The organism is Enterobacter cloacae complex sp. SHL012, from assembly GCF_049237505.1.
Lineage (GTDB): Bacteria > Pseudomonadota > Gammaproteobacteria > Enterobacterales > Enterobacteriaceae > Enterobacter > Enterobacter kobei.
Window position 1 is genome coordinate 275,768 of record NZ_JBMKIZ010000004.1, and the last position, 18,065, is coordinate 293,832.

The 18,065-nt window shown below is 59.4% G+C and carries 17 protein-coding genes; 15 read left to right on the forward strand and 2 right to left on the reverse strand.

Features of this window, described 5'->3' with window-relative positions; genetic code table 11:
* The first annotated feature begins 1 nt into the window (after position 1).
* The 6 genes from ACOTY9_RS15810 (at position 2) to ACOTY9_RS15835 (ending at position 5,804) form a co-directional block, all read left to right on the forward strand.
* Positions 2-778, forward strand: coding sequence for a fimbrial biogenesis chaperone (locus tag ACOTY9_RS15810; protein ID WP_348565796.1), 777 nt, complete (start codon positions 2-4; stop codon positions 776-778).
* On the forward strand, positions 699-2,978 hold the full coding sequence (locus tag ACOTY9_RS15815; protein ID WP_226882674.1) for a fimbria/pilus outer membrane usher protein: 2,280 nt from the start codon (positions 699-701) through the stop codon (positions 2,976-2,978). Before ACOTY9_RS15810 ends, ACOTY9_RS15815 begins: the two co-directional genes overlap by 80 nt.
* Positions 2,969-3,925, forward strand: coding sequence for a Csu type fimbrial protein (locus tag ACOTY9_RS15820; protein ID WP_014882424.1), 957 nt, complete (start codon positions 2,969-2,971; stop codon positions 3,923-3,925). The genes ACOTY9_RS15815 and ACOTY9_RS15820 overlap by 10 nt, the downstream gene beginning before the upstream one ends.
* Positions 3,926-4,052: 127 nt before the next feature.
* Positions 4,053-4,793, forward strand: a complete 741-nt coding sequence (locus ACOTY9_RS15825) for a winged helix-turn-helix domain-containing protein (protein WP_348565797.1) — start codon at positions 4,053-4,055, stop codon at positions 4,791-4,793.
* A gap of 1 nt (position 4,794) precedes the next feature.
* A complete protein-coding gene (locus tag ACOTY9_RS15830) occupies positions 4,795-5,268 on the forward strand; it encodes a hypothetical protein (protein WP_050862263.1) in 474 nt (157 codons plus the stop codon).
* 29 nt (positions 5,269-5,297) lie between these two features.
* On the forward strand, positions 5,298-5,804 hold the full coding sequence (locus tag ACOTY9_RS15835) for a GNAT family N-acetyltransferase (RefSeq protein WP_045281850.1): 507 nt from the start codon (positions 5,298-5,300) through the stop codon (positions 5,802-5,804).
* 138 nt (positions 5,805-5,942) lie between these two features.
* Here ACOTY9_RS15835 and tsr read toward each other — a convergent pair whose 3' ends face one another.
* Positions 5,943-7,607 carry a methyl-accepting chemotaxis protein gene (gene tsr, locus ACOTY9_RS15840; RefSeq protein ID WP_348565798.1) on the reverse strand — a complete coding sequence of 555 codons (1,665 nt, stop codon included), beginning with the start codon at positions 7,605-7,607 and terminating at the stop codon, positions 5,943-5,945.
* A gap of 83 nt (positions 7,608-7,690) precedes the next feature.
* Entirely contained in the window at positions 7,691-8,131 is a 441-nt protein-coding gene (gene hpaR / locus ACOTY9_RS15845) for a homoprotocatechuate degradation operon regulator HpaR (RefSeq protein WP_023331950.1), read from the reverse strand.
* A 270-nt stretch (positions 8,132-8,401) separates the two neighbouring features.
* Between hpaR and hpaG the strand changes: the two genes are divergently transcribed.
* From hpaG to hpaB, 9 genes are all read left to right on the forward strand, one after another.
* Positions 8,402-9,679 (forward strand): 4-hydroxyphenylacetate degradation bifunctional isomerase/decarboxylase, encoded by a 1,278-nt coding sequence (hpaG, locus tag ACOTY9_RS15850; RefSeq protein WP_023331949.1) that lies wholly within the window; start codon positions 8,402-8,404, stop codon positions 9,677-9,679.
* The gene (gene hpaE, locus ACOTY9_RS15855; RefSeq protein WP_014882417.1) at positions 9,676-11,142 is read left to right on the forward strand and encodes a 5-carboxymethyl-2-hydroxymuconate semialdehyde dehydrogenase; all 1,467 of its coding nucleotides are present in this window, start codon (positions 9,676-9,678) and stop codon (positions 11,140-11,142) included. Before hpaG ends, hpaE begins: the two co-directional genes overlap by 4 nt.
* 2 nt (positions 11,143-11,144) lie before the next feature.
* Positions 11,145-11,996 (forward strand): 3,4-dihydroxyphenylacetate 2,3-dioxygenase, encoded by an 852-nt coding sequence (hpaD, locus tag ACOTY9_RS15860; protein WP_014882416.1) that lies wholly within the window; start codon positions 11,145-11,147, stop codon positions 11,994-11,996.
* Between the two features lie 9 nt (positions 11,997-12,005).
* On the forward strand, positions 12,006-12,386 hold the full coding sequence (locus ACOTY9_RS15865; RefSeq protein WP_014882415.1) for a 5-carboxymethyl-2-hydroxymuconate Delta-isomerase: 381 nt from the start codon (positions 12,006-12,008) through the stop codon (positions 12,384-12,386).
* 63 nt (positions 12,387-12,449) lie between these two features.
* On the forward strand, positions 12,450-13,253 hold the full coding sequence (gene hpaH / locus ACOTY9_RS15870) for a 2-oxo-hept-4-ene-1,7-dioate hydratase (RefSeq protein ID WP_014882414.1): 804 nt from the start codon (positions 12,450-12,452) through the stop codon (positions 13,251-13,253).
* 10 nt (positions 13,254-13,263) lie between these two features.
* Positions 13,264-14,061, forward strand: coding sequence for a 4-hydroxy-2-oxoheptanedioate aldolase (gene hpaI, locus ACOTY9_RS15875; RefSeq protein WP_348565799.1), 798 nt, complete (start codon positions 13,264-13,266; stop codon positions 14,059-14,061).
* Between the two features lie 21 nt (positions 14,062-14,082).
* The gene (gene hpaX, locus ACOTY9_RS15880; RefSeq protein ID WP_023331947.1) at positions 14,083-15,435 is read left to right on the forward strand and encodes a 4-hydroxyphenylacetate permease; all 1,353 of its coding nucleotides are present in this window, start codon (positions 14,083-14,085) and stop codon (positions 15,433-15,435) included.
* Positions 15,407-16,297, forward strand: coding sequence for a 4-hydroxyphenylacetate catabolism regulatory protein HpaA (hpaA, locus tag ACOTY9_RS15885; protein WP_014882411.1), 891 nt, complete (start codon positions 15,407-15,409; stop codon positions 16,295-16,297). The genes hpaX and hpaA overlap by 29 nt, the downstream gene beginning before the upstream one ends.
* A 195-nt stretch (positions 16,298-16,492) precedes the next feature.
* Positions 16,493-18,055 carry a 4-hydroxyphenylacetate 3-monooxygenase, oxygenase component gene (gene hpaB / locus ACOTY9_RS15890; protein WP_023331946.1) on the forward strand — a complete coding sequence of 521 codons (1,563 nt, stop codon included), beginning with the start codon at positions 16,493-16,495 and terminating at the stop codon, positions 18,053-18,055.
* Positions 18,056-18,065 lie beyond the last annotated feature (10 nt).

Below are 18,065 nucleotides of genomic sequence, written 5' to 3' on the forward strand. Positions count from 1 at the left end.
CATGCGTCGTTTTCTCCCCTGCTTCATTCTGTGGTTCATGATGCTGGCGCTGCTGTCACGCTACGCGATGGCCGCCACGCTTCAGGTGGCCCCAGTGACGCTCGACCTCCAGAGCGGGCAAAGCGCCTCGGCGGTCTACCTCACTAACAGCGGTAAAGCGGCCATCCATGCGCAGATACGGGTTTACGAATGGACCCAGCAAAACGGTAAAGATGTATTAACGGCCACCGACGAGGTGGTCAGCAGCCCGGCGATGACCTCACTGGCGCCGGGCCAGCAGCAGCTGGTGCGCATTATCGTGATGCAGCCAGGGATCCGTGAACAGGAGCAAAGTTACCGGCTGGTCATTGATGAGCTACCGGATGCAACGTCCCGTGCGGCCAATCCCAACGCGATACACTTTCTGCTTCGCTACTCTATTCCTGTCTTCATTGCCGGAAACCAGAATATGCCCGTCAGCCGCGATGCCCTGAGCTGCGAACAGGCGGACACCCCGGGAACGATTCGCTGTTATAACGCCGGAAACAGCCATATCCGCCTGAGCCACCTGCAGGCCCTGACGGCCGCCGGTCAGGTCGTCGGGTCGTTGAAAGGGCTGGCAGGTTATGTTCTGCCGGGACAGACCGCGCTTATAACGCTTAAGCACACTTCGCGCCACACGTTCAGCGCGTTGCGCGCCTATCTCAATGACGACCACCATGCCAGCCAGATACCCCTGCGCCCGTTTGCTTCTCGCGCTCCTGTTTTGGCTACCGCTGATGCTGTCAGCCCGGACTGAACCCGCCGCCGATACCCTGCAATGGCTGGCAATCACCGTGAACCACGACCCGCGCGGGGATCTGTGGGCCTGCCGGGTAGTGGGAGATGCGCTGTGGATGGACCACCGCGACCTCAAAAAACTGGGGCTTCGCGCCCCGGATAACGCCAACGAGTGGGTCGCGCTGACGTCCCTGCCGGGTCTGAAAGTCAGTCTCGATTTGCATGCTCAGCAGGTCTCCATTACCGCCGACGCAAAGGCGCTTGAGGGCCAACAGCATCTGTCTGTCGGGAGGCCGACGCCGCAGTATCGCTATCCTGAGGCGCAGCCCATCAGCGTGTTGACGCTCGGGTATGCGCTTTATGGCAGCGGCGCAGAGGGGAAACGCCAGCTTAACGCGCAAACGTCGCTCACCGCATCCGGGGCGCTTCCCGGAACGTTCAGCAGCAGCTTTTCGAGCCATGCCGGTGAGGAAAACAGCGCAGGTCGGCCCCGCCACACACGCCTTGAAACCCGCTGGCAGTGGGACAACACGGACTCGCTCACGAGCCTGGCGCTGGGCGACAACATCACCACGGGCGCCCGCTGGAGCCGACAGGTACGCTTTGGCGGGCTGCACTGGGCGCGTAATTTTGAGCTCAATCCGCAGCTCAACACCGAACCGCGTAGCCGTTACAGCGACACGGCGGTTCTGCCTTCTACGGTCGATCTGTACATCGACGGGCTTAAGCAGAGCAGCCAGCGCGTCACGCCGGGCGATTTTCTGCTGGATACCCTGCCCTCATTTACCGGAAGCGGGCAGGCGCAGGTGGTCATTACCGACATCAACGGTCAGCGTCGTACCGTACAGCTCGATCTCTACGGTGCGCCGGGGATGCTGGCGGAAGGACTCAGCAGCGGCTCGCTGGATATCGGCTGGATGCGACAAAATTACGCCCTGCGATCCAATGACTATGCCGCCTCGCCCATGCTCGACGCAGGGTGGCGCTACGGGGTGAATAACCAGCTGACGCTGGCGCTGCACACGGAGCAGCAGAGTAAACTGCGCAATGTCGGGACAGGGGTCGACTGGCTGATCTCGCCCGGGACAGGGATTATCAGCCAGCATGTCGCCATCAGCGACAGCCCCTACGGTCAGGGAAAACAGTGGGGCCTTGGCTGGCAATGGAACGGTCGCGGGACGGGGATCTCTGCCAGTACCGTTCGTACCGATGCCACATTTGCCGATAACGCCCGCATGAGCGGTACCCTCCCCGTCAGACGCAGCGATAGCGTTTGGGTCAGCCAGTCGATACCCCATTCAGGTACCTTCGGTGCGGGCTGGGTACAGCAAAACATTCAGGGCACCAAACAACGCTATCTCAACGCCTCCTGGTCCGCCTCGCTGCCGGCACACATTTCCACCACGCTGAGCTACACCCGCTCGTTTACGGATGCGTCGAGCCACGTTCAGCTGATGCTTTCGATCCCGTTAGGGCGTGAGGATACCCTCTCCGTTCAGGCCAGCCGCGATATGCCGCGCATGGATTATCGCCATCAGCCGGACGATCAGGTCGGCGGCTGGTCATGGCAGCTGGGGCGAGGCTTTGGCGAGCACCGGGAAACCTATGCGGACGTGGGCTATCTGGGCCACGCAGGTGAGTGGCACGTCGGGATGGCGCAGGGCGCTAACTATGCCTCAGCCGAGGGTAGCCTGACGCTGCTGGATGGCAGCCTGCACACGCTGCGCTACAGCCAACAAAGCCTGGCCCTGGTCTCCACGCACGGTGTCGGACATGTGCCGGTGATGCTGGAAAACCGCCCGGCAGGCGAAACCGACGAGAAAGGGTATCTGCTGCTGACCGACCTGCCGCGTTACCACGCCAGTAAAGTCAGCATCAATCCGCTGGATCTGCCTGCCGACGTGATTGCCCCCGTCACCGACATGCAGGCCAGACCGGGCAACGGCGGCGCGGTAAAAGTCGATTTTAACGTTCATCACGCCGTCACAGTTCAGGCCCGACTGGTGGACCTCCACCATAATCCGCTCCCGCTCGGCAGCATTGTCTCAACGCCACGCGGTGCCACCATTGTGGGGCGTGACGGTTTTATCTGGCTTGAAGACCCGCCTCTGCCAGGTGAGCTGGTGGTAAAAACCGGTGAGGGTGAGTGCCGGGTCAGGCTTCCGGCCCCCCGTACTGCGTCACCCATACAGAATATTGGAGAACAACAGTGTCATTAAAAGCACCGTTCTTGTTGCTGCTTGCGGTGTCCGTGAAGGCGATGGCCGCCGCATGCTGGATAACATCACCTGCCGTCATCAACTTTGGCAATGTCGTGGCGGGCAATGCCGCGTCGACCAACACCGAAGTTAAATTTAGCTGTCAGGCTGACAACAACGGCACGACGGAATATATCAACGTCTGTCTGAGCAGTATCGACGCACCGCCCTTTCAGATGGTCTCACCGGGAGATTCGGAGGGTAAACAGTACACCCTGCTTTTCCGCCTGCTTAACGGCGACGCGCGCGCTCAGGAACTCGGTCCCGTCAGCAGCGGGGAGCTCATTCAGCAGACTCTGACCGCCGACAGCAATGCCAACATCAGCGGGAGCTTTCCGCTTATCGCCACCGTCCCGGCAGGGCAAAACCAACTTCCGGCGTACCACTATTACAACTACAACATGAATCTGCGCATCGCCTGGCACAGCGCTAGCCGTCAGGATGCACTGCAAAACTGCTCGGATGGCTCTGCGGAGGGGGAGCAGGTGCAGGGCGGTACCAATGCGCAGGCCGAAATCAGCCAGGGCTGCTACATAGAACGCGTCACCCCGCTTAACTTCGGCACCCTGAACAGTACCGCCACGCTGCGCCCGACGCGTTCCACCGCAACCCTTACCACGCGCTGTCCGGCCGGCACAGCGTTTACGCTTGGCATGGGCAACGGCAACCATGCCATCGGGAATCAGCGGCAGCTGTGTAACGATGAGGGTCAGTGCCTGCGCTACGGGCTCTGGCAGGATGCGGGTGCCACGCAAAGCTGGGGCGATCTGCACAGCGGCGATGCGCTGCATGTCACCCATCCCGCTGGCGGCACCCAGAACTTCACCGTTTACGGGGAAGTCCCCGCTCAGCCCCTGAGCGGTACAGGGGAATTTATTGATGACGTGATAATCACGCTGACTTATTAAACAGACCAAAATCCTGTCTGGATCAATGTTATCGGTAACAATGGCGTTAAAATAGCCACCAGCTCTGCATACAAGGCGTAAACCTTCTCTTTTTTATTCGTTATCTCTGTCTGTTTTACAACAACTTATGAAATACCTGCTTGCTGACGTCATCGTCTACAACGACGAGGACGGTTCTATTTCTCTTATCAATGTGCCGCCTGAGGATGCGCAGATCCTCACCTGCACAGCCAATAGCATTATGAAGCTGCTGGTGCAGCATCATGGGAACGTGGTCGAGCGGGAGACCTTCCTGCATGACGTCTGGGATCGGCGTGGGCTCCAGGGGTCTAACAATTCGTTAAACCAGTACATCAGCATCTTGCGCAAAATGCTGGCCAGCCTGCTTCCCGACGTGCTGTTTATCGTCACTGTCCCCAAAACGGGCTTTATGCTCAGCGCAGACGTCACGGTAACAGCCCTGGAGGAAGAAACACCGGCCGCCGAAACGGCGAAAACTGCAGTACCCGCCCGACCGGAGCGGCTGCTCTGGGGCGCGCTTACGCTGGCGGTCGTTGCGCTGTGCCTTTGGATAACGGCTATCAAACCCGAAACCCGGCAGAAGGACATTCATCTGCTGACCCATATCGGGAACTGTCCGGTCTATACCTTTACGCCGCTGGCGGATGTGTTTCACGAGCGGGCGGCTGCGCTGGCGCAAAGCCTTCAGCAGGACGGTCACCTTCCGTGCCTGGAAAATTCAATTTTCTACATGCACATTCAGCGAACGCTTTTCTACGGCCACGAGGGACGACTGGTGCTCTCCCAATGCTCACTCACGCAGGGGCAAGCGAGCGCCTGTCGTACGCTTTACTATTACGAGTGGTGATATGAGATACACAAAAATCTGGCTCATTCTGGCCCTTAACCTGATGATTACCGGCGCTGCACTGGCGTGGTATTTCTACACGCCACCGCTGTCGGTGGCATGCAATGGATACCTGACCTTCTCCGACAAACGTGACAGCCACGATTTCACGTTTGACGGGGAGGTCATCATGCAGTTTCACCCCAACAAAACCGGGTACATCACGCTAAACGGTAACGTGGAGAATGCCCCAAACCACTGGGAAGTGTCCCGTCAGGAGATGTTTAAATGGCGCCACGTGGAAGGGGAACTGTATGAGATCGTTATTCAAAAAGTGGAGCGTTTTGGCCATGACGCCATGCCGCCGGGCGTATTTGAGAAATACGTCGCGGGCCTGACCCAGGGGAAAAAAAGGCTCCTGGCGATAGAGCGCACGCCGCATGATGCACTGGTTATCAGCAATTTTTACTCGCCGGTACTGGTCTGCACAGAATAATACCGGCGGGTCAGGCTATACTTCCCGCCATGAACATTCACATTCGCCCTACCACCTTCAACGATGCTGCCACCCTGCCCGCCATTGAACGCGCGGCGGGCGAGCGTTTTCGTGAAATCCCCCCTCTCGCCTGGCTTGCCGGGGGTGAGGTGATTTCAACTGAAGAGCATCTCAACTATGCCGAACGGGGGCTAAGCTGGCTGGCGCTGGCGAACGACCATCCCGTTGGGTTTATCCTCGCAGAGGCGCACGCGACATCGCTGTTTATTGTCGAACTTTCGGTGCATCTGGACTGGCAGGGAAAGGGGATTGGTCGGCAGCTCATTAACGCTGTGGCTGACCATGCCCGCGAAGGGGGGCTGTCGTCGCTGACGTTGACGACATTCCGCGACGTACCGTGGAATGCGCCGTTCTATGCGCGGCTGGGGTTTGACTACGTCACTGAACTCACGCCTGAACTGCGTCAGAAAAGGGAAGATGAGACAGCGCACGGCTTAGCGTTTGACTCCCGCTGCGCCATGCGTCTGCCGCTTTGATATCGCCCGGTAGCGCTGCGCTGACCGGGCCTACAAAACCCTGAACCGTAGGCCGGGTAAGGCATAGCCGACACCCGGCACATACCCCTCCCCGTAGGCCGGGTAAGGCGAAGCCGCCACCCGGCACAACACGCACGATCAGAACGTTTCCCAGTTATCCCCCGCATCAGCGGTTGCCGCTTTACGCGACATCACCGGGGTAGCAACGCTTTTCGCCGAAGCGAACTCGCGCGCTTTCATATGCTCCTGCTGAATGCGGAACACCGCGACAGCCTGGGTCAGGCGGCTCGCCTGCTCTTCCAGCGCCGCCGCCGCTGCGGCAGACTCTTCCACCAGCGAGGCGTTCTGCTGGGTCACGCGATCCATCTCGGCGACCGCCAGACCTACCTGGTCGATACCGCGGCTCTGCTCGTCAGAAGCCGAGGCGATTTCGCCCATGATATCCGTAACGCGGGTTACCGCATTCACGATCTCGCCCATGGTTTCACCGGCGCTTTCTACCAGCGTAGAACCCACTTCCACGCGACCCACAGAGTCTTCAATCAGGCTCTTGATTTCACGTGCTGCCTGGGCGCTACGCTGGGCCAGGTTACGCACTTCACCTGCCACCACCGCAAAACCACGGCCCTGCTCGCCTGCGCGCGCCGCTTCTACCGCCGCGTTCAGTGCCAGGATGTTGGTCTGGAAAGCAATTCCGTCGATCACGCTAATAATGTCGGCAATCTTCTGCGAACTACCGGCGATATCGCGCATGGTCTGCACCACGTTGTCCACCACTTTACCGCCTTTCTGCGCGGTCTCGGACGCGCTCAGCGCCAGATGGCTCGCCTGACGGGCGTTTTCGGCGTTCTGCTTCACGGTCGCCGTCAGCTGCTCCATGCTGGCAGCAGTCTCTTCCAGGGACGCAGCCTGCTGTTCTGTACGGGAAGAGAGGTCGTTATTGCCCATCGCGATTTCGCTCGCGCCGCTGTAGATAGCATTCGCGCCATTACGCACGTCGCCAACGGTCCGTACCAGCTCACTCTGCATATGACGCAGAGAATCGGCCAGTTCGCCCATCTCGTTGGAGCCCTCCACTTCAATGCGCTTCACCAGATCGCCGCTGGCGATATGGCGAATGTTGTCGATGAGGCGCGTCAGCGGCGAAATCAGCGCCTGCTTGATACCCAACCAGACGGCCACGATCACCACCAGCACGGCAAGCAGCACGCTAATCAGCACCCAGATGGCCTGGCTGAAGGAGCTCTTGCTGTCTTCAACCGCCATTTGATACAGCTTGTCGTTCTGCTGCAGGTAGCTGACATACTGCTTCTCAAAACCATCCTGGTAGCTCTGGGTCGGCTGATCGAAGAAGGCGTTGATTTTGCCCGCACCCAGCAGCTGAATCAGCTCCGCCAGCGCACCGTGGTAGATATCGTAGTTACGCTTGATCTCCATGGCATCCGCATCGCTTTGACGCGGATCGCGCGGCAGGGCCTCATAGGCGGCCCAGTTTTTTTCCGCCTGCTTCAGCGACGTGGACGCGATTTGCATCAGATCGTTAACGGTCGCGCCGCTGCCGATATTGCTCTGATCCATCATGTAGCGAATGCCCGCACGGTTCAGGGTATTACGGGTTTGCAGCAACGCCACCCAGCTGGCATTCAGCGTGGATTGTTGCTGGCGAATGGTTTGCAGGACGGTGAAATTCTCTTTGTCATGCTTAAGGGCATTGAAGAAAAGACCACCGGATGTGAGTTGTAACAGGCCAAATATAGCTAAAACCAGCATTAAACTGGTGACAATCTTGATACGGTTTAACATGTTTTCTCTTTCCTCAGACAGATACAGAATTTTCGGCCTGGAAAGGGAAAACTTTACGAAAATCATCCTGGAATTTGTGGTTTTTACTCTTCTTCCCGCGCTGCGTTATGCCGGTTTCCGAGTTCAATAAACTCTTCCAGCAGCGTCGTCAGCTGTTTCATCTTCTCCGGCGTGTATTCCGCCTCAATCTGCTGGTACGCCTCTTCCACCTGCGCCTGGGCGTGCTCATACAGCGCATTGCCAGCATTGGTCAGCGACACGTACAGCTTGCGCTGGTCGTTCACTGGCTTTAAGCGCAGCACCAGGCCGTCGCGCTCCATGCGCGTCAGAATGCCGGTCAGGCTGGGACGCAAAATGCAGGTGCGAAACGCCAGATCGTGAAAATCCATCGACGGATGTTCCGCCAGCACGCGCACAATCCGCCACTGCTGCTCGGTCAGGTTATGTCGCTTAACAATTGGTCGGAAGTACGACATCGCCGCTTCCCGCGCCTGCAGCAGCGCGATGGTTAATGAATCATGCATAGCCTCTCCCCGCCCTTCATTAACAAGTAAACAATTCATAAAAGATGTTTTTATAAAGAATACGTTTTCTGCCAAAAAGTCTAACAGAAACCCGCCAATTTTGTTAACGCACTGATTTTAATCAAAATAAAAACCAATATGTAAATTTATTGTTATTCATATCACAAATTTTTCACTTCTGATTGCGAAATAAACAGCAAAAGCATAAAACCAGATCATTAACATATTAATGAAATCATAACCCGGACTGCCGGGGTGAGGAGCAGGTAAATGAAAGGTACCGTTTTTGCCGTCGCGTTGAATCATCAAAGCCAGCGCGATGCCTGGGCTGAGGCGTTTGAAAAAGCCCCCTACAACACGCCGCCGAAAACGGCAGTGTGGTTTATCAAACCGCATAACACCGTGATCCGCGCAGGCGATCCCATTCCCTTCCCGCAGGGTGAAACGGTGCTAAGCGGCGCAACGGTCGCGCTGGTGGTGGGCAAAACGGCCAGCAAGGTGCGCGAGGAAGACGCGGCGGCGTACATTGCCGGATATGCGCTGGCCAACGAGGTGAGTCTGCCGGAAGAGAGCTTCTACCGCCCGGCGATCAAGGCGAAATGCCGGGACGGATTCTGCCCGCTGGGCGAGCTGGTCAACGTTGATAACGTGGATAACCTGACCCTCATCACCGAGATTAACGGCCGCGAGGCGGACCACTGGAATACGGCCGATTTGCATCGCAACGCCGCGCAGCTGCTGAGCGCCCTGAGTGAGTTCGCGACCCTTAATCCCGGCGATGCGATATTGCTCGGCACCCCGCACAGCCGCGTCGAAATCCGCCCTGGAGACCGGGTACGCATTCTGGCAAAAGGGTTTCCGCCGCTGGAAAACCCGGTGGTGGACGAACGCGACGTCGCTATCGCTCACCGCACGCCCCCGCACGCCACGCTGTTCGCCCTTGGCCTGAACTACGCCGACCACGCCAGCGAACTGGACTTCAAGCCCCCCACCGAGCCGCTGGTGTTTATCAAAGCGCCGAACACCTTCAACGGTGACGACCAGACCTCGGTGCGCCCGAACAACATCGACTACATGCACTACGAAGCGGAGCTGGTGGTGGTCATCGGCAAAACCGCGCGCAAGGTGAGTGAAGCCGAGGCGATGGACGTTGTTGCGGGCTACACGGTCTGCAACGACTACGCCATCCGCGACTATCTCGAGAACTACTACCGCCCAAACCTGCGGGTGAAAAGCCGCGACGGGCTGACCCCCATTTCCCCAAACATCGTGCCAAAAGAAGCCATTCCCGACCCACACAACCTCGCCCTGCGCACCTTCGTTAACGGCGAACTGCGACAGCTTGGCACGACGGCGGATCTGATTTTCAGCATCCCGTTCCTGATTGCCTACCTGAGCGATTTTATGACCCTGCAACCGGGCGACATGATTGCCACCGGCACGCCGAAGGGGCTGTCCGACGTGGTGCCGGGGGATGAAGTGGTGGTGGAAGTAGAAGGCGTGGGGCGCCTGGTGAACCGAATTGTGAGTGAGGAGACGGCAAAATGAAAAAAATTAACCATTGGATCAACGGCAAAAACGTGGCGGGAAGCGACTATTTCCACACCACCAATCCGGCCTCCGGCGAGGTGCTGGCCGAAGTGGCTTCCGGCGGTGAAGCCGAAATCCATCAGGCCGTAGCCGCCGCGAAAGAGGCGTTTCCAAAATGGGCCAACCTGCCGATGAAAGAGCGCGCGCGGCTGATGCGTCGTCTGGGCGATCTAATCGATCAGAACGTGCCCGAGATCGCCGCTATGGAAACCGCCGACACCGGCCTGCCGATCCACCAGACTAAAAACGTTCTGATCCCGCGCGCCTCGCACAACTTCGAGTTTTTCGCCGAGGTGTGCCAGCAGATGAACGGCAAAACCTACCCGGTTGACGACAAAATGCTCAACTACACCCTGGTGCAGCCGGTGGGCGTCTGCGCGCTGGTGTCACCGTGGAACGTGCCGTTTATGACCGCCACCTGGAAGGTCGCCCCGTGCCTGGCGCTCGGCAATACCGCGGTACTGAAAATGTCTGAACTCTCCCCGCTGACCGCCGACCGTCTGGGCGAGCTGGCGCTGGAGGCGGGCATTCCGGCGGGTGTACTCAACGTGGTGCAGGGCTACGGCGCGACGGCAGGCGATGCGCTGGTGCGTCATCACGACGTGCGCGCCGTCTCCTTTACCGGCGGCACGGCCACCGGGCGCAATATTATGAAAAACGCCGGGCTGAAGAAGTATTCCATGGAGCTGGGCGGCAAATCCCCGGTGCTGATTTTTGAAGACGCGGACATCGAGCGCGCGCTGGATGCCGCCCTGTTCACCATCTTCTCCATCAACGGCGAGCGCTGCACCGCGGGCTCGCGCATCTTCATCCAGCAGAGCATCTACCCGGAGTTCGTCAAACGCTTTGCGGAGCGTGCCAACCGTCTGCGCGTGGGCGACCCGACCGATCCGACCACCCAGATTGGGGCACTCATCAGCAAGTCACACTGGGAGAAAGTCTCTGGCTATATTCGCCTCGGCATTGAAGAGGGCGCGACCCTGCTGGCGGGCGGCCCGGACAAACCGACCGACCTGCCTGCACATCTGAAAGGCGGCAACTTCCTGCGCCCGACCGTGCTGGCGGACGTCGACAACCGCATGCGCGTGGCGCAGGAGGAGATCTTCGGGCCGGTGGCCTGCCTGCTGCCGTTTAAGGATGAAGCGGAAGGCCTGCGCCTAGCGAACGACGTGGAGTACGGTCTGGCGTCGTACATCTGGACCCAGGACGTCAGCAAAGTGCTGCGCCTGGCGCGCAATATCGAAGCGGGCATGGTGTTCGTCAATACCCAGAACGTGCGCGACCTGCGCCAGCCGTTTGGCGGCGTGAAGGCCTCCGGCACCGGGCGCGAAGGCGGCGAGTACAGCTTCGAGGTGTTTGCGGAGATGAAGAACGTCTGCATCTCCATGGGCGACCATCCGATTCCAAAATGGGGGATCTGATTATGGGTACATTAGCGTTAGCGGCAAAAATCACCCACGTCCCGTCAATGTATCTCTCCGAGCTGCCGGGGAAAAACCACGGCTGCCGTCAGGGCGCCATCGACGGGCATAAAGAGATCGGCAAGCGCTGCCGCGAGCTGGGCGTGGACACCATCATCGTCTTCGATACCCACTGGCTGGTGAACAGCGCATACCACATCAACTGTGCGGACCATTTTTCAGGCGTCTACACCAGCAACGAACTGCCGCACTTTATCCGCGACATGACTTACGACTACGACGGCAACCCGGCGCTCGGCCAGCTGATTGCCGACGAGGCGGTGAAGCTCGGCGTGCGCGCCAAGGCGCACAACATCCCGAGCCTGAAGCTGGAGTACGGCACGCTGGTGCCGATGCGTTACATGAACCCGGATAAACACTTCAAAGTGGTCTCTATCTCGGCGTTCTGCACCGTTCACGACTTCGCCGACAGCCGCAAACTCGGTGAGGCCATCGTCAGCGCAATCAAAAAATACGACGGCACCGTAGCGGTGCTCGCCAGCGGCTCACTGTCGCACCGCTTTATCGACGACCAGCGCGCGGAAGAAGGGATGAACAGCTATACCCGCGAGTTTGACCGCCAGATGGACGAGCGCGTGGTGAAGCTGTGGCGCGAGGGGCAGTTCAAAGAATTCTGCAGCATGCTGCCGGAATACGCCGACTACTGCTACGGCGAAGGCAATATGCATGACACGGTGATGCTGCTGGGCATGCTCGGCTGGGACAAATACGACGGCAAGGTGGAGTTTCTCACCGAGTTGTTCGCCAGCTCCGGCACCGGCCAGGTTAACGCCGTTTTCCCCCTGCCCGCGTGAGGAGCCACCATGCCGCACTTTATTGCTGAATGTACCGACAACATCCGCGAGCAGGCAGACCTGCCGGGGTTGTTCGCCAAAGTGAACGAGGCGCTGGCCGCCACGGGCATCTTCCCGATCGGCGGTATCCGCAGCCGCGCCCACTGGCTGGATACCTGGCAGATGGCCGACGGTAAGCAGGATTACGCCTTTGTGCATATGACGCTGAAGATCGGTTCCGGGCGCAGCCTGGAAAGTCGGGAAGCCGTGGGGGAAATGCTGTTTGGGCTTATCAAAGCGCACTTTGCGGCGTTGATGGCTGCCCGCTATCTGGCGCTGTCGTTCGAGCTAGACGAACTGCACCCGACGCTCAATTACAAACAAAACAACGTGCACGCGTTGTTTAAGTAATACCGCTCGATCTGTCCCCTCTCCCTTTGGGAGAGGGAGAAAACAATACAACAGGATATCGCCATGCTCGATAAACACACCCATACCCTGATCGCCCACCGCCTGCATCAGGCGGAACAAACCCGGGAGCAGATCCGCGCGATCTCGCTGGACTACCCGGAGATCACCATTGACGACGCCTACGCCGTTCAGCGCGAATGGGTAAACCTGAAAATCGCCGAAGGCCGCGTGCTGAAGGGTCACAAGATCGGCCTCACCTCCAAAGCGATGCAGGCCAGCTCGCAGATCAGCGAGCCGGACTACGGCGCGCTGCTGGACGACATGTTTTTCCACGACGGCAGCGACATCCCCGTCGATCGCTTTATCGTCCCGCGCATCGAAGTAGAGCTGGCGTTCGTGCTGGCAAAACCGCTGCGCGGCCCGAACTGCACGATCTTCGACGTCTACAACGCCACGGATTACGTCATTCCCGCGCTGGAGCTGATCGACGCCCGCTGCCACAACGTTGACCCGGAAACCCAGCGCCCGCGCAAGGTGTTCGACACCATCTCCGATAACGCTGCCAACGCGGGGGTGATCCTCGGCGGTCGCCCGATTAAGCCCGACGCGCTGGATCTGCGCTGGATCTCCGCCCTGCTCTACCGCAACGGCGTGATCGAAGAGACCGGCGTGGCCGCTGGCGTGCTTAACCACCCGGCGAACGGCGTGGCGTGGCTGGCGAACAAGCTGGCGCCGTACGACGTGCAGCTTGAGCCGGGGCAGATCATCCTCGGCGGTTCGTTTACCCGCCCGGTGCCCGCCAGCAGAGGCGACACTTTCCACGTTGACTACGGCAACATGGGCTCCATCAGCTGCCGCTTTGTGTAAGGAGACAATCATGCAGAATGCATTCAAAGCGGCGCTGAAAGCGGGCCGTCCACAAATCGGCTTATGGCTGGGGCTCACCAGTAGCTACAGCGCCGAACTGCTGGCCGGGGCAGGCTTCGACTGGCTGCTGATCGACGGCGAGCACGCCCCGAACAGCGTGCAAACCGTCTTAACCCAATTGCAGGCCATCGCCCCTTATCCGAGCCAGCCGGTGGTGCGCCCGTCGTGGAACGATCCGGTGCAGATCAAACAGCTGCTGGACGTCGGCGCACAAACCCTGCTGGTGCCGATGGTGCAAAACGCCGAAGAAGCGCGGCTGGCGGTACGTGCCACCCGCTACCCACCGGCGGGCATTCGCGGCGTCGGCAGCGCGCTGGCAAGAGCGTCGCGCTGGAACCGCATTCCGGACTATCTGCAGCAGGCTAACGAGGCCATGTGCGTACTGGTGCAAATCGAAACCCGTGAGGCGCTGAAAAACCTGCCGCAGATCCTCGACGTGGAAGGCGTCGACGGCGTGTTTATCGGCCCGGCCGATCTCAGCGCCGACATGGGCTTTGCCGGTAATCCGCAGCACCCGGAGGTCCAGGCCGCTATCGAGCAGGCGATCGCGCAGATCCTGAGCGCGGGCAAAGCCCCCGGCATCCTGATGGCAAACGAGGCGCTGGCAAAACGCTATCTCGACCTCGGCGCGCTGTTTGTCGCCGTCGGAGTCGACACCACCCTGCTCGCCCGCGGTGCGGAAGCGCTGGCTGCACGCTTTATCGAACAACCGGTTACGTCAGTTAATAACAATAAATCCGTCTACTAAACGTAAGATCTGGAGCGCACAATGACGACCTCTACCCTGCAAACCCATGATAATAAAGCTGTTGAACAACGCGCCATTAACAAGCTGTTCCGACGTTTAATCGTGTTTCTCTTTATCCTGTTTGTTTTCTCGTTTCTCGACCGCATCAACATCGGCTTTGCCGGACTGACGATGGGTAAAGATCTCGGCCTCACCTCCACCATGTTTGGCCTGGCCGCAACCCTGTTTTACGTCACCTATGTGCTGTGCGGGATCCCAAGCAACATCATGCTGGCGAAGATCGGCGCGCGGCGCTGGATCGCCGGGATCATGGTGGTGTGGGGCATCGCCTCCACCTGCACCATGTTCGCCACCAGCCCTGAAACCCTTTACGTCCTGCGCATGCTGGTGGGCATTGCCGAAGCCGGTTTCCTGCCGGGGATCCTGGTCTATCTCACCTGGTGGTTCCCGGCCTATCACCGCGCCCGCGCCAACGCGCTGTTTATGATCGCCATGCCGGTCACCATGATGCTCGGTTCAATCCTCTCCGGGTACATTCTGGCGATGGACGGGCTGTGGAACCTGAAGGGCTGGCAGTGGCTGTTCCTGCTGGAAGGGCTGCCGTCAGTAGTGCTCGGGGTAGTAACCTGGTTCTACCTTAACGACACGCCGGATCAGGCCACCTGGCTGGATGAGGACGAAAAGCAGGCGCTGAAAACCATGATCGCCCGCGAGCAGGAGGTCGCCATTGCCCGCGCCGTCACGCCGCGCTCGACGCTGCGAGAAGTGCTGACGCCCGCCGTGCTGCTCTATACGCTGGCCTACTTCTGCCTGACCAACACGCTGAGCGCGATCAACATCTGGACGCCGCAGATCCTGCAGAGCTTTAACACCGGCAGCAGCAATATCGTCATTGGCCTGCTGGCGGCGATCCCGCAGTTTTGCACCATCCTCGGGATGATCTGGTGGAGCCGCCGATCCGACAGGCTGAAAGAGCGAAAAAAGCACACCATCCTGCCGTACCTGTTCGCGGCGGCGGGATGGATGCTGGCCTCCGCCACCGATCACAGCCTGATCCAGCTGCTTGGCATCATCATGGCCTCAACCGGATCATTTACCGCCATGGCGATATTCTGGACCACGCCAGATCGGGTGATTAGCCTGCAGTCCCGCGCGGTGGCGCTGGCGGTGATCAACGCCATCGGCAACGTGGGTTCTGCCGTTAGCCCGCTGCTGATCGGCATTCTGCGCGACGCGACCGGCAGCTTCAGCTCCGGGCTGTGGTTTGTGGCCGGGCTGCTGGTGGTCGGCGCGCTGGTGCTGACGCGCATTCCGATGACGCAGCGGGATCAACAGAGGAACGATCATGTGCCAGAGCCCTATCGCCAACATTGATATCAGCAAGGAGTACGACGAAAGTCTGGGCACCGACGATGTGCACTACCAGTCGTTCGCCCGCATGGCGGCCTTTTTTGGCCGCGACATGCAGGCTCATCGTCACGACCAGTATTTTCAGATGCACTTTCTGGATACCGGGCAGATTGAACTCCAGCTCGACGATCACCGTTACTCGGTGCAGGCCCCGCTTTTCGTTCTCACGCCGCCGTCGGTGCCGCACGCGTTTATTACCGAATCCGACAGCGACGGGCACGTGCTGACGGTGCGCGAGGATCTGATCTGGCCGCTGCTGGAGGTGCTCTACCCCGGCACCCGGGAAGCGTTTGGTCTGCCGGGGATCTGCCTGTCGCTGGCCGACAAGCCTGATGAACTGGCGGCACTGAAACACTACTGGCAGCTGATAGCCCGGGAGTCCATGGAACAGCTGCCGGGCCGCGAGCATACGCTGGTTCTGCTGGCGCAGGCCGTATTCACTCTGCTGCTGCGCAACGCGAAGCTCGACGATCACGCTTCAGGCGGTATGCGCGGCGAGCTGAAGCTGTTCCAGCGCTTTACCCAACTGATCGACACGCACTACCACCAGCACTGGACGGTGCCGGAATACGCCAGCGAACTGCACCTGACCGAATCCCGTCTAACCGATATCTGTCGCCGCTTCGCCAACCGCCCGCCGAAGCGGTTGATCTTCGACCGACAGCTGCGGGAAGCCAGGCGGCTGCTGCTCTTTTCCGACAGCGCGGTCAGCGAGATTGCCTGGCAGCTGGGGTTTAAAGATCCGGCCTATTTCGCCCGCTTTTTTAACCGCTTAGTGGGGTGCTCGCCAAGCGCATATCGGGCGCAGAAAGTACCGGTTTCCTGAACGCATCACGGTTCGTAGGGCGGGTAAGCGCAGCGCCACCCGCCGAAAAGCCGCACAGATCACAAATCCACATCCCACCCGAAAAGTACCCGCCGTTGTCCCAATCGTCCCTTCACGTTCCGCCCCTCTCAGGCTTCAATTAAACAACAAAAAGAAAACATAAATTTAACATCACCATTCCGATACGAGGTCCCTATGAAGCCTGAAGATTTCCGCGCCGATGCCAAACGTCCGTTAACCGGTGAAGAGTATTTAAAAAGCCTGCAGGACGGGCGTGAGATTTATATCTACGGCGAGCGCGTCAAAGACGTCACCACCCATCCGGCGTTTCGCAATGCGGCAGCCTCCATCGCGCAGATGTACGACGCCCTGCACAAGCCGGACATGCAGGACACGCTGTGCTGGGGCACCGACACCGGCAGCGGCGGTTACACCCACAAGTTCTTCCGCGTGGCGAAAAGCGCCGACGACCTGCGCCAGCAGCGCGACGCTATCGCCGAATGGTCACGCCTCAGCTACGGCTGGATGGGGCGCACGCCGGACTACAAGGCCGCGTTCGGCTGCGCGCTCGGTGCCAACCCGGCCTTCTACGGTCAGTTCGAGCAGAACGCCCGCAGCTGGTACACCCGCATTCAGGAAACCGGCCTGTATTTCAACCACGCCATCGTTAACCCACCTATCGACCGCCACAAACCGGCGGATGAGGTGAAAGACGTCTACATCAAACTGGAGAAAGAGACCGACGCCGGGATCGTTGTCAGCGGGGCGAAAGTGGTGGCAACCAACTCGGCGCTGACCCACTACAACATGATCGGCTTCGGCTCCGCGCAGGTGATGGGCGAAAACCCGGACTTTGCGCTGATGTTCGTCGCACCGATGGATGCCGAAGGCGTCAAGCTCATCTCCCGTGCCTCTTACGAGATGGTGGCTGGCGCAACCGGCTCCCCGTATGACTACCCGCTCTCCAGCCGCTTTGATGAGAACGACGCGATCCTGGTGATGGATCATGTGCTGATCCCGTGGGAAAACGTGCTGATCTACCGCGATTTCGACCGCTGTCGTCGCTGGACGATGGAAGGTGGCTTTGCGCGGATGTATCCGCTACAGGCATGCGTGCGCCTGGCAGTGAAGCTCGACTTCATCACCGCCCTGTTGAAAAAATCGCTGGAGTGTACCGGCACCCTTGAATTCCGCGGCGTACAGGCGGATCTCGGCGAGGTGGTGGCCTGGCGCAATATGTTCTGGGCGCTGAGCGACTCCATGTGCTCTGAAGCCACGCCGTGGGTCAATGGCGCGTATCTGCCGGACCACGCGGCGCTGCAGACCTACCGCGTGATGGCTCCGATGGCCTACGCGAAGATTAAGAATATTATCGAACGTAACGTCACCAGCGGGCTGATCTATCTGCCGTCCAGCGCGCGGGACCTGAATAACCCACAGATTGACCAGTATCTGGCGAAATACGTGCGCGGCTCCAACGGCATGGATCACGTCGAACGCATCAAGATTTTGAAGCTGATGTGGGATGCCATTGGCAGCGAGTTTGGCGGCCGTCACGAGCTGTATGAGATCAACTACTCCGGTAGCCAGGATGAAATTCGCCTGCAGTGTCTGCGCCAGGCGCAGAGCTCCGGCAACATGGACAAAATGATGGCGATGGTCGACCGCTGTATGTCCGAATACGACCAACACGGCTGGACGGTGCCGCACCTGCACAACAACAGCGATATCAACATGCTGGATAAGCTGCTGAAATAGCGCAGCGGGA

Coding starts and splice junctions, on each gene's coding strand:
- hpaD (WP_014882416.1), top strand. CDS start 11,145: ATGGGTACATTAGCGTTAGCGGCAAAAATCACCCACGTCCCGTCAATG.
- ACOTY9_RS15825 (WP_348565797.1), top strand. CDS start 4,053: ATGAAATACCTGCTTGCTGACGTCATCGTCTACAACGACGAGGACGGT.
- ACOTY9_RS15835 (WP_045281850.1), top strand. CDS start 5,298: ATGAACATTCACATTCGCCCTACCACCTTCAACGATGCTGCCACCCTG.
- hpaR (WP_023331950.1), bottom strand. CDS start 8,131: ATGCATGATTCATTAACCATCGCGCTGCTGCAGGCGCGGGAAGCGGCG.
- hpaB (WP_023331946.1), top strand. CDS start 16,493: ATGAAGCCTGAAGATTTCCGCGCCGATGCCAAACGTCCGTTAACCGGT.
- hpaH (WP_014882414.1), top strand. CDS start 12,450: ATGCTCGATAAACACACCCATACCCTGATCGCCCACCGCCTGCATCAG.
- tsr (WP_348565798.1), bottom strand. CDS start 7,607: ATGTTAAACCGTATCAAGATTGTCACCAGTTTAATGCTGGTTTTAGCT.
- hpaE (WP_014882417.1), top strand. CDS start 9,676: ATGAAAAAAATTAACCATTGGATCAACGGCAAAAACGTGGCGGGAAGC.
- ACOTY9_RS15830 (WP_050862263.1), top strand. CDS start 4,795: ATGAGATACACAAAAATCTGGCTCATTCTGGCCCTTAACCTGATGATT.
- hpaA (WP_014882411.1), top strand. CDS start 15,407: ATGTGCCAGAGCCCTATCGCCAACATTGATATCAGCAAGGAGTACGAC.
- hpaI (WP_348565799.1), top strand. CDS start 13,264: ATGCAGAATGCATTCAAAGCGGCGCTGAAAGCGGGCCGTCCACAAATC.
- hpaG (WP_023331949.1), top strand. CDS start 8,402: ATGAAAGGTACCGTTTTTGCCGTCGCGTTGAATCATCAAAGCCAGCGC.
- ACOTY9_RS15815 (WP_226882674.1), top strand. CDS start 699: ATGCCAGCCAGATACCCCTGCGCCCGTTTGCTTCTCGCGCTCCTGTTT.
- ACOTY9_RS15810 (WP_348565796.1), top strand. CDS start 2: ATGCGTCGTTTTCTCCCCTGCTTCATTCTGTGGTTCATGATGCTGGCG.
- hpaX (WP_023331947.1), top strand. CDS start 14,083: ATGACGACCTCTACCCTGCAAACCCATGATAATAAAGCTGTTGAACAA.
- ACOTY9_RS15865 (WP_014882415.1), top strand. CDS start 12,006: ATGCCGCACTTTATTGCTGAATGTACCGACAACATCCGCGAGCAGGCA.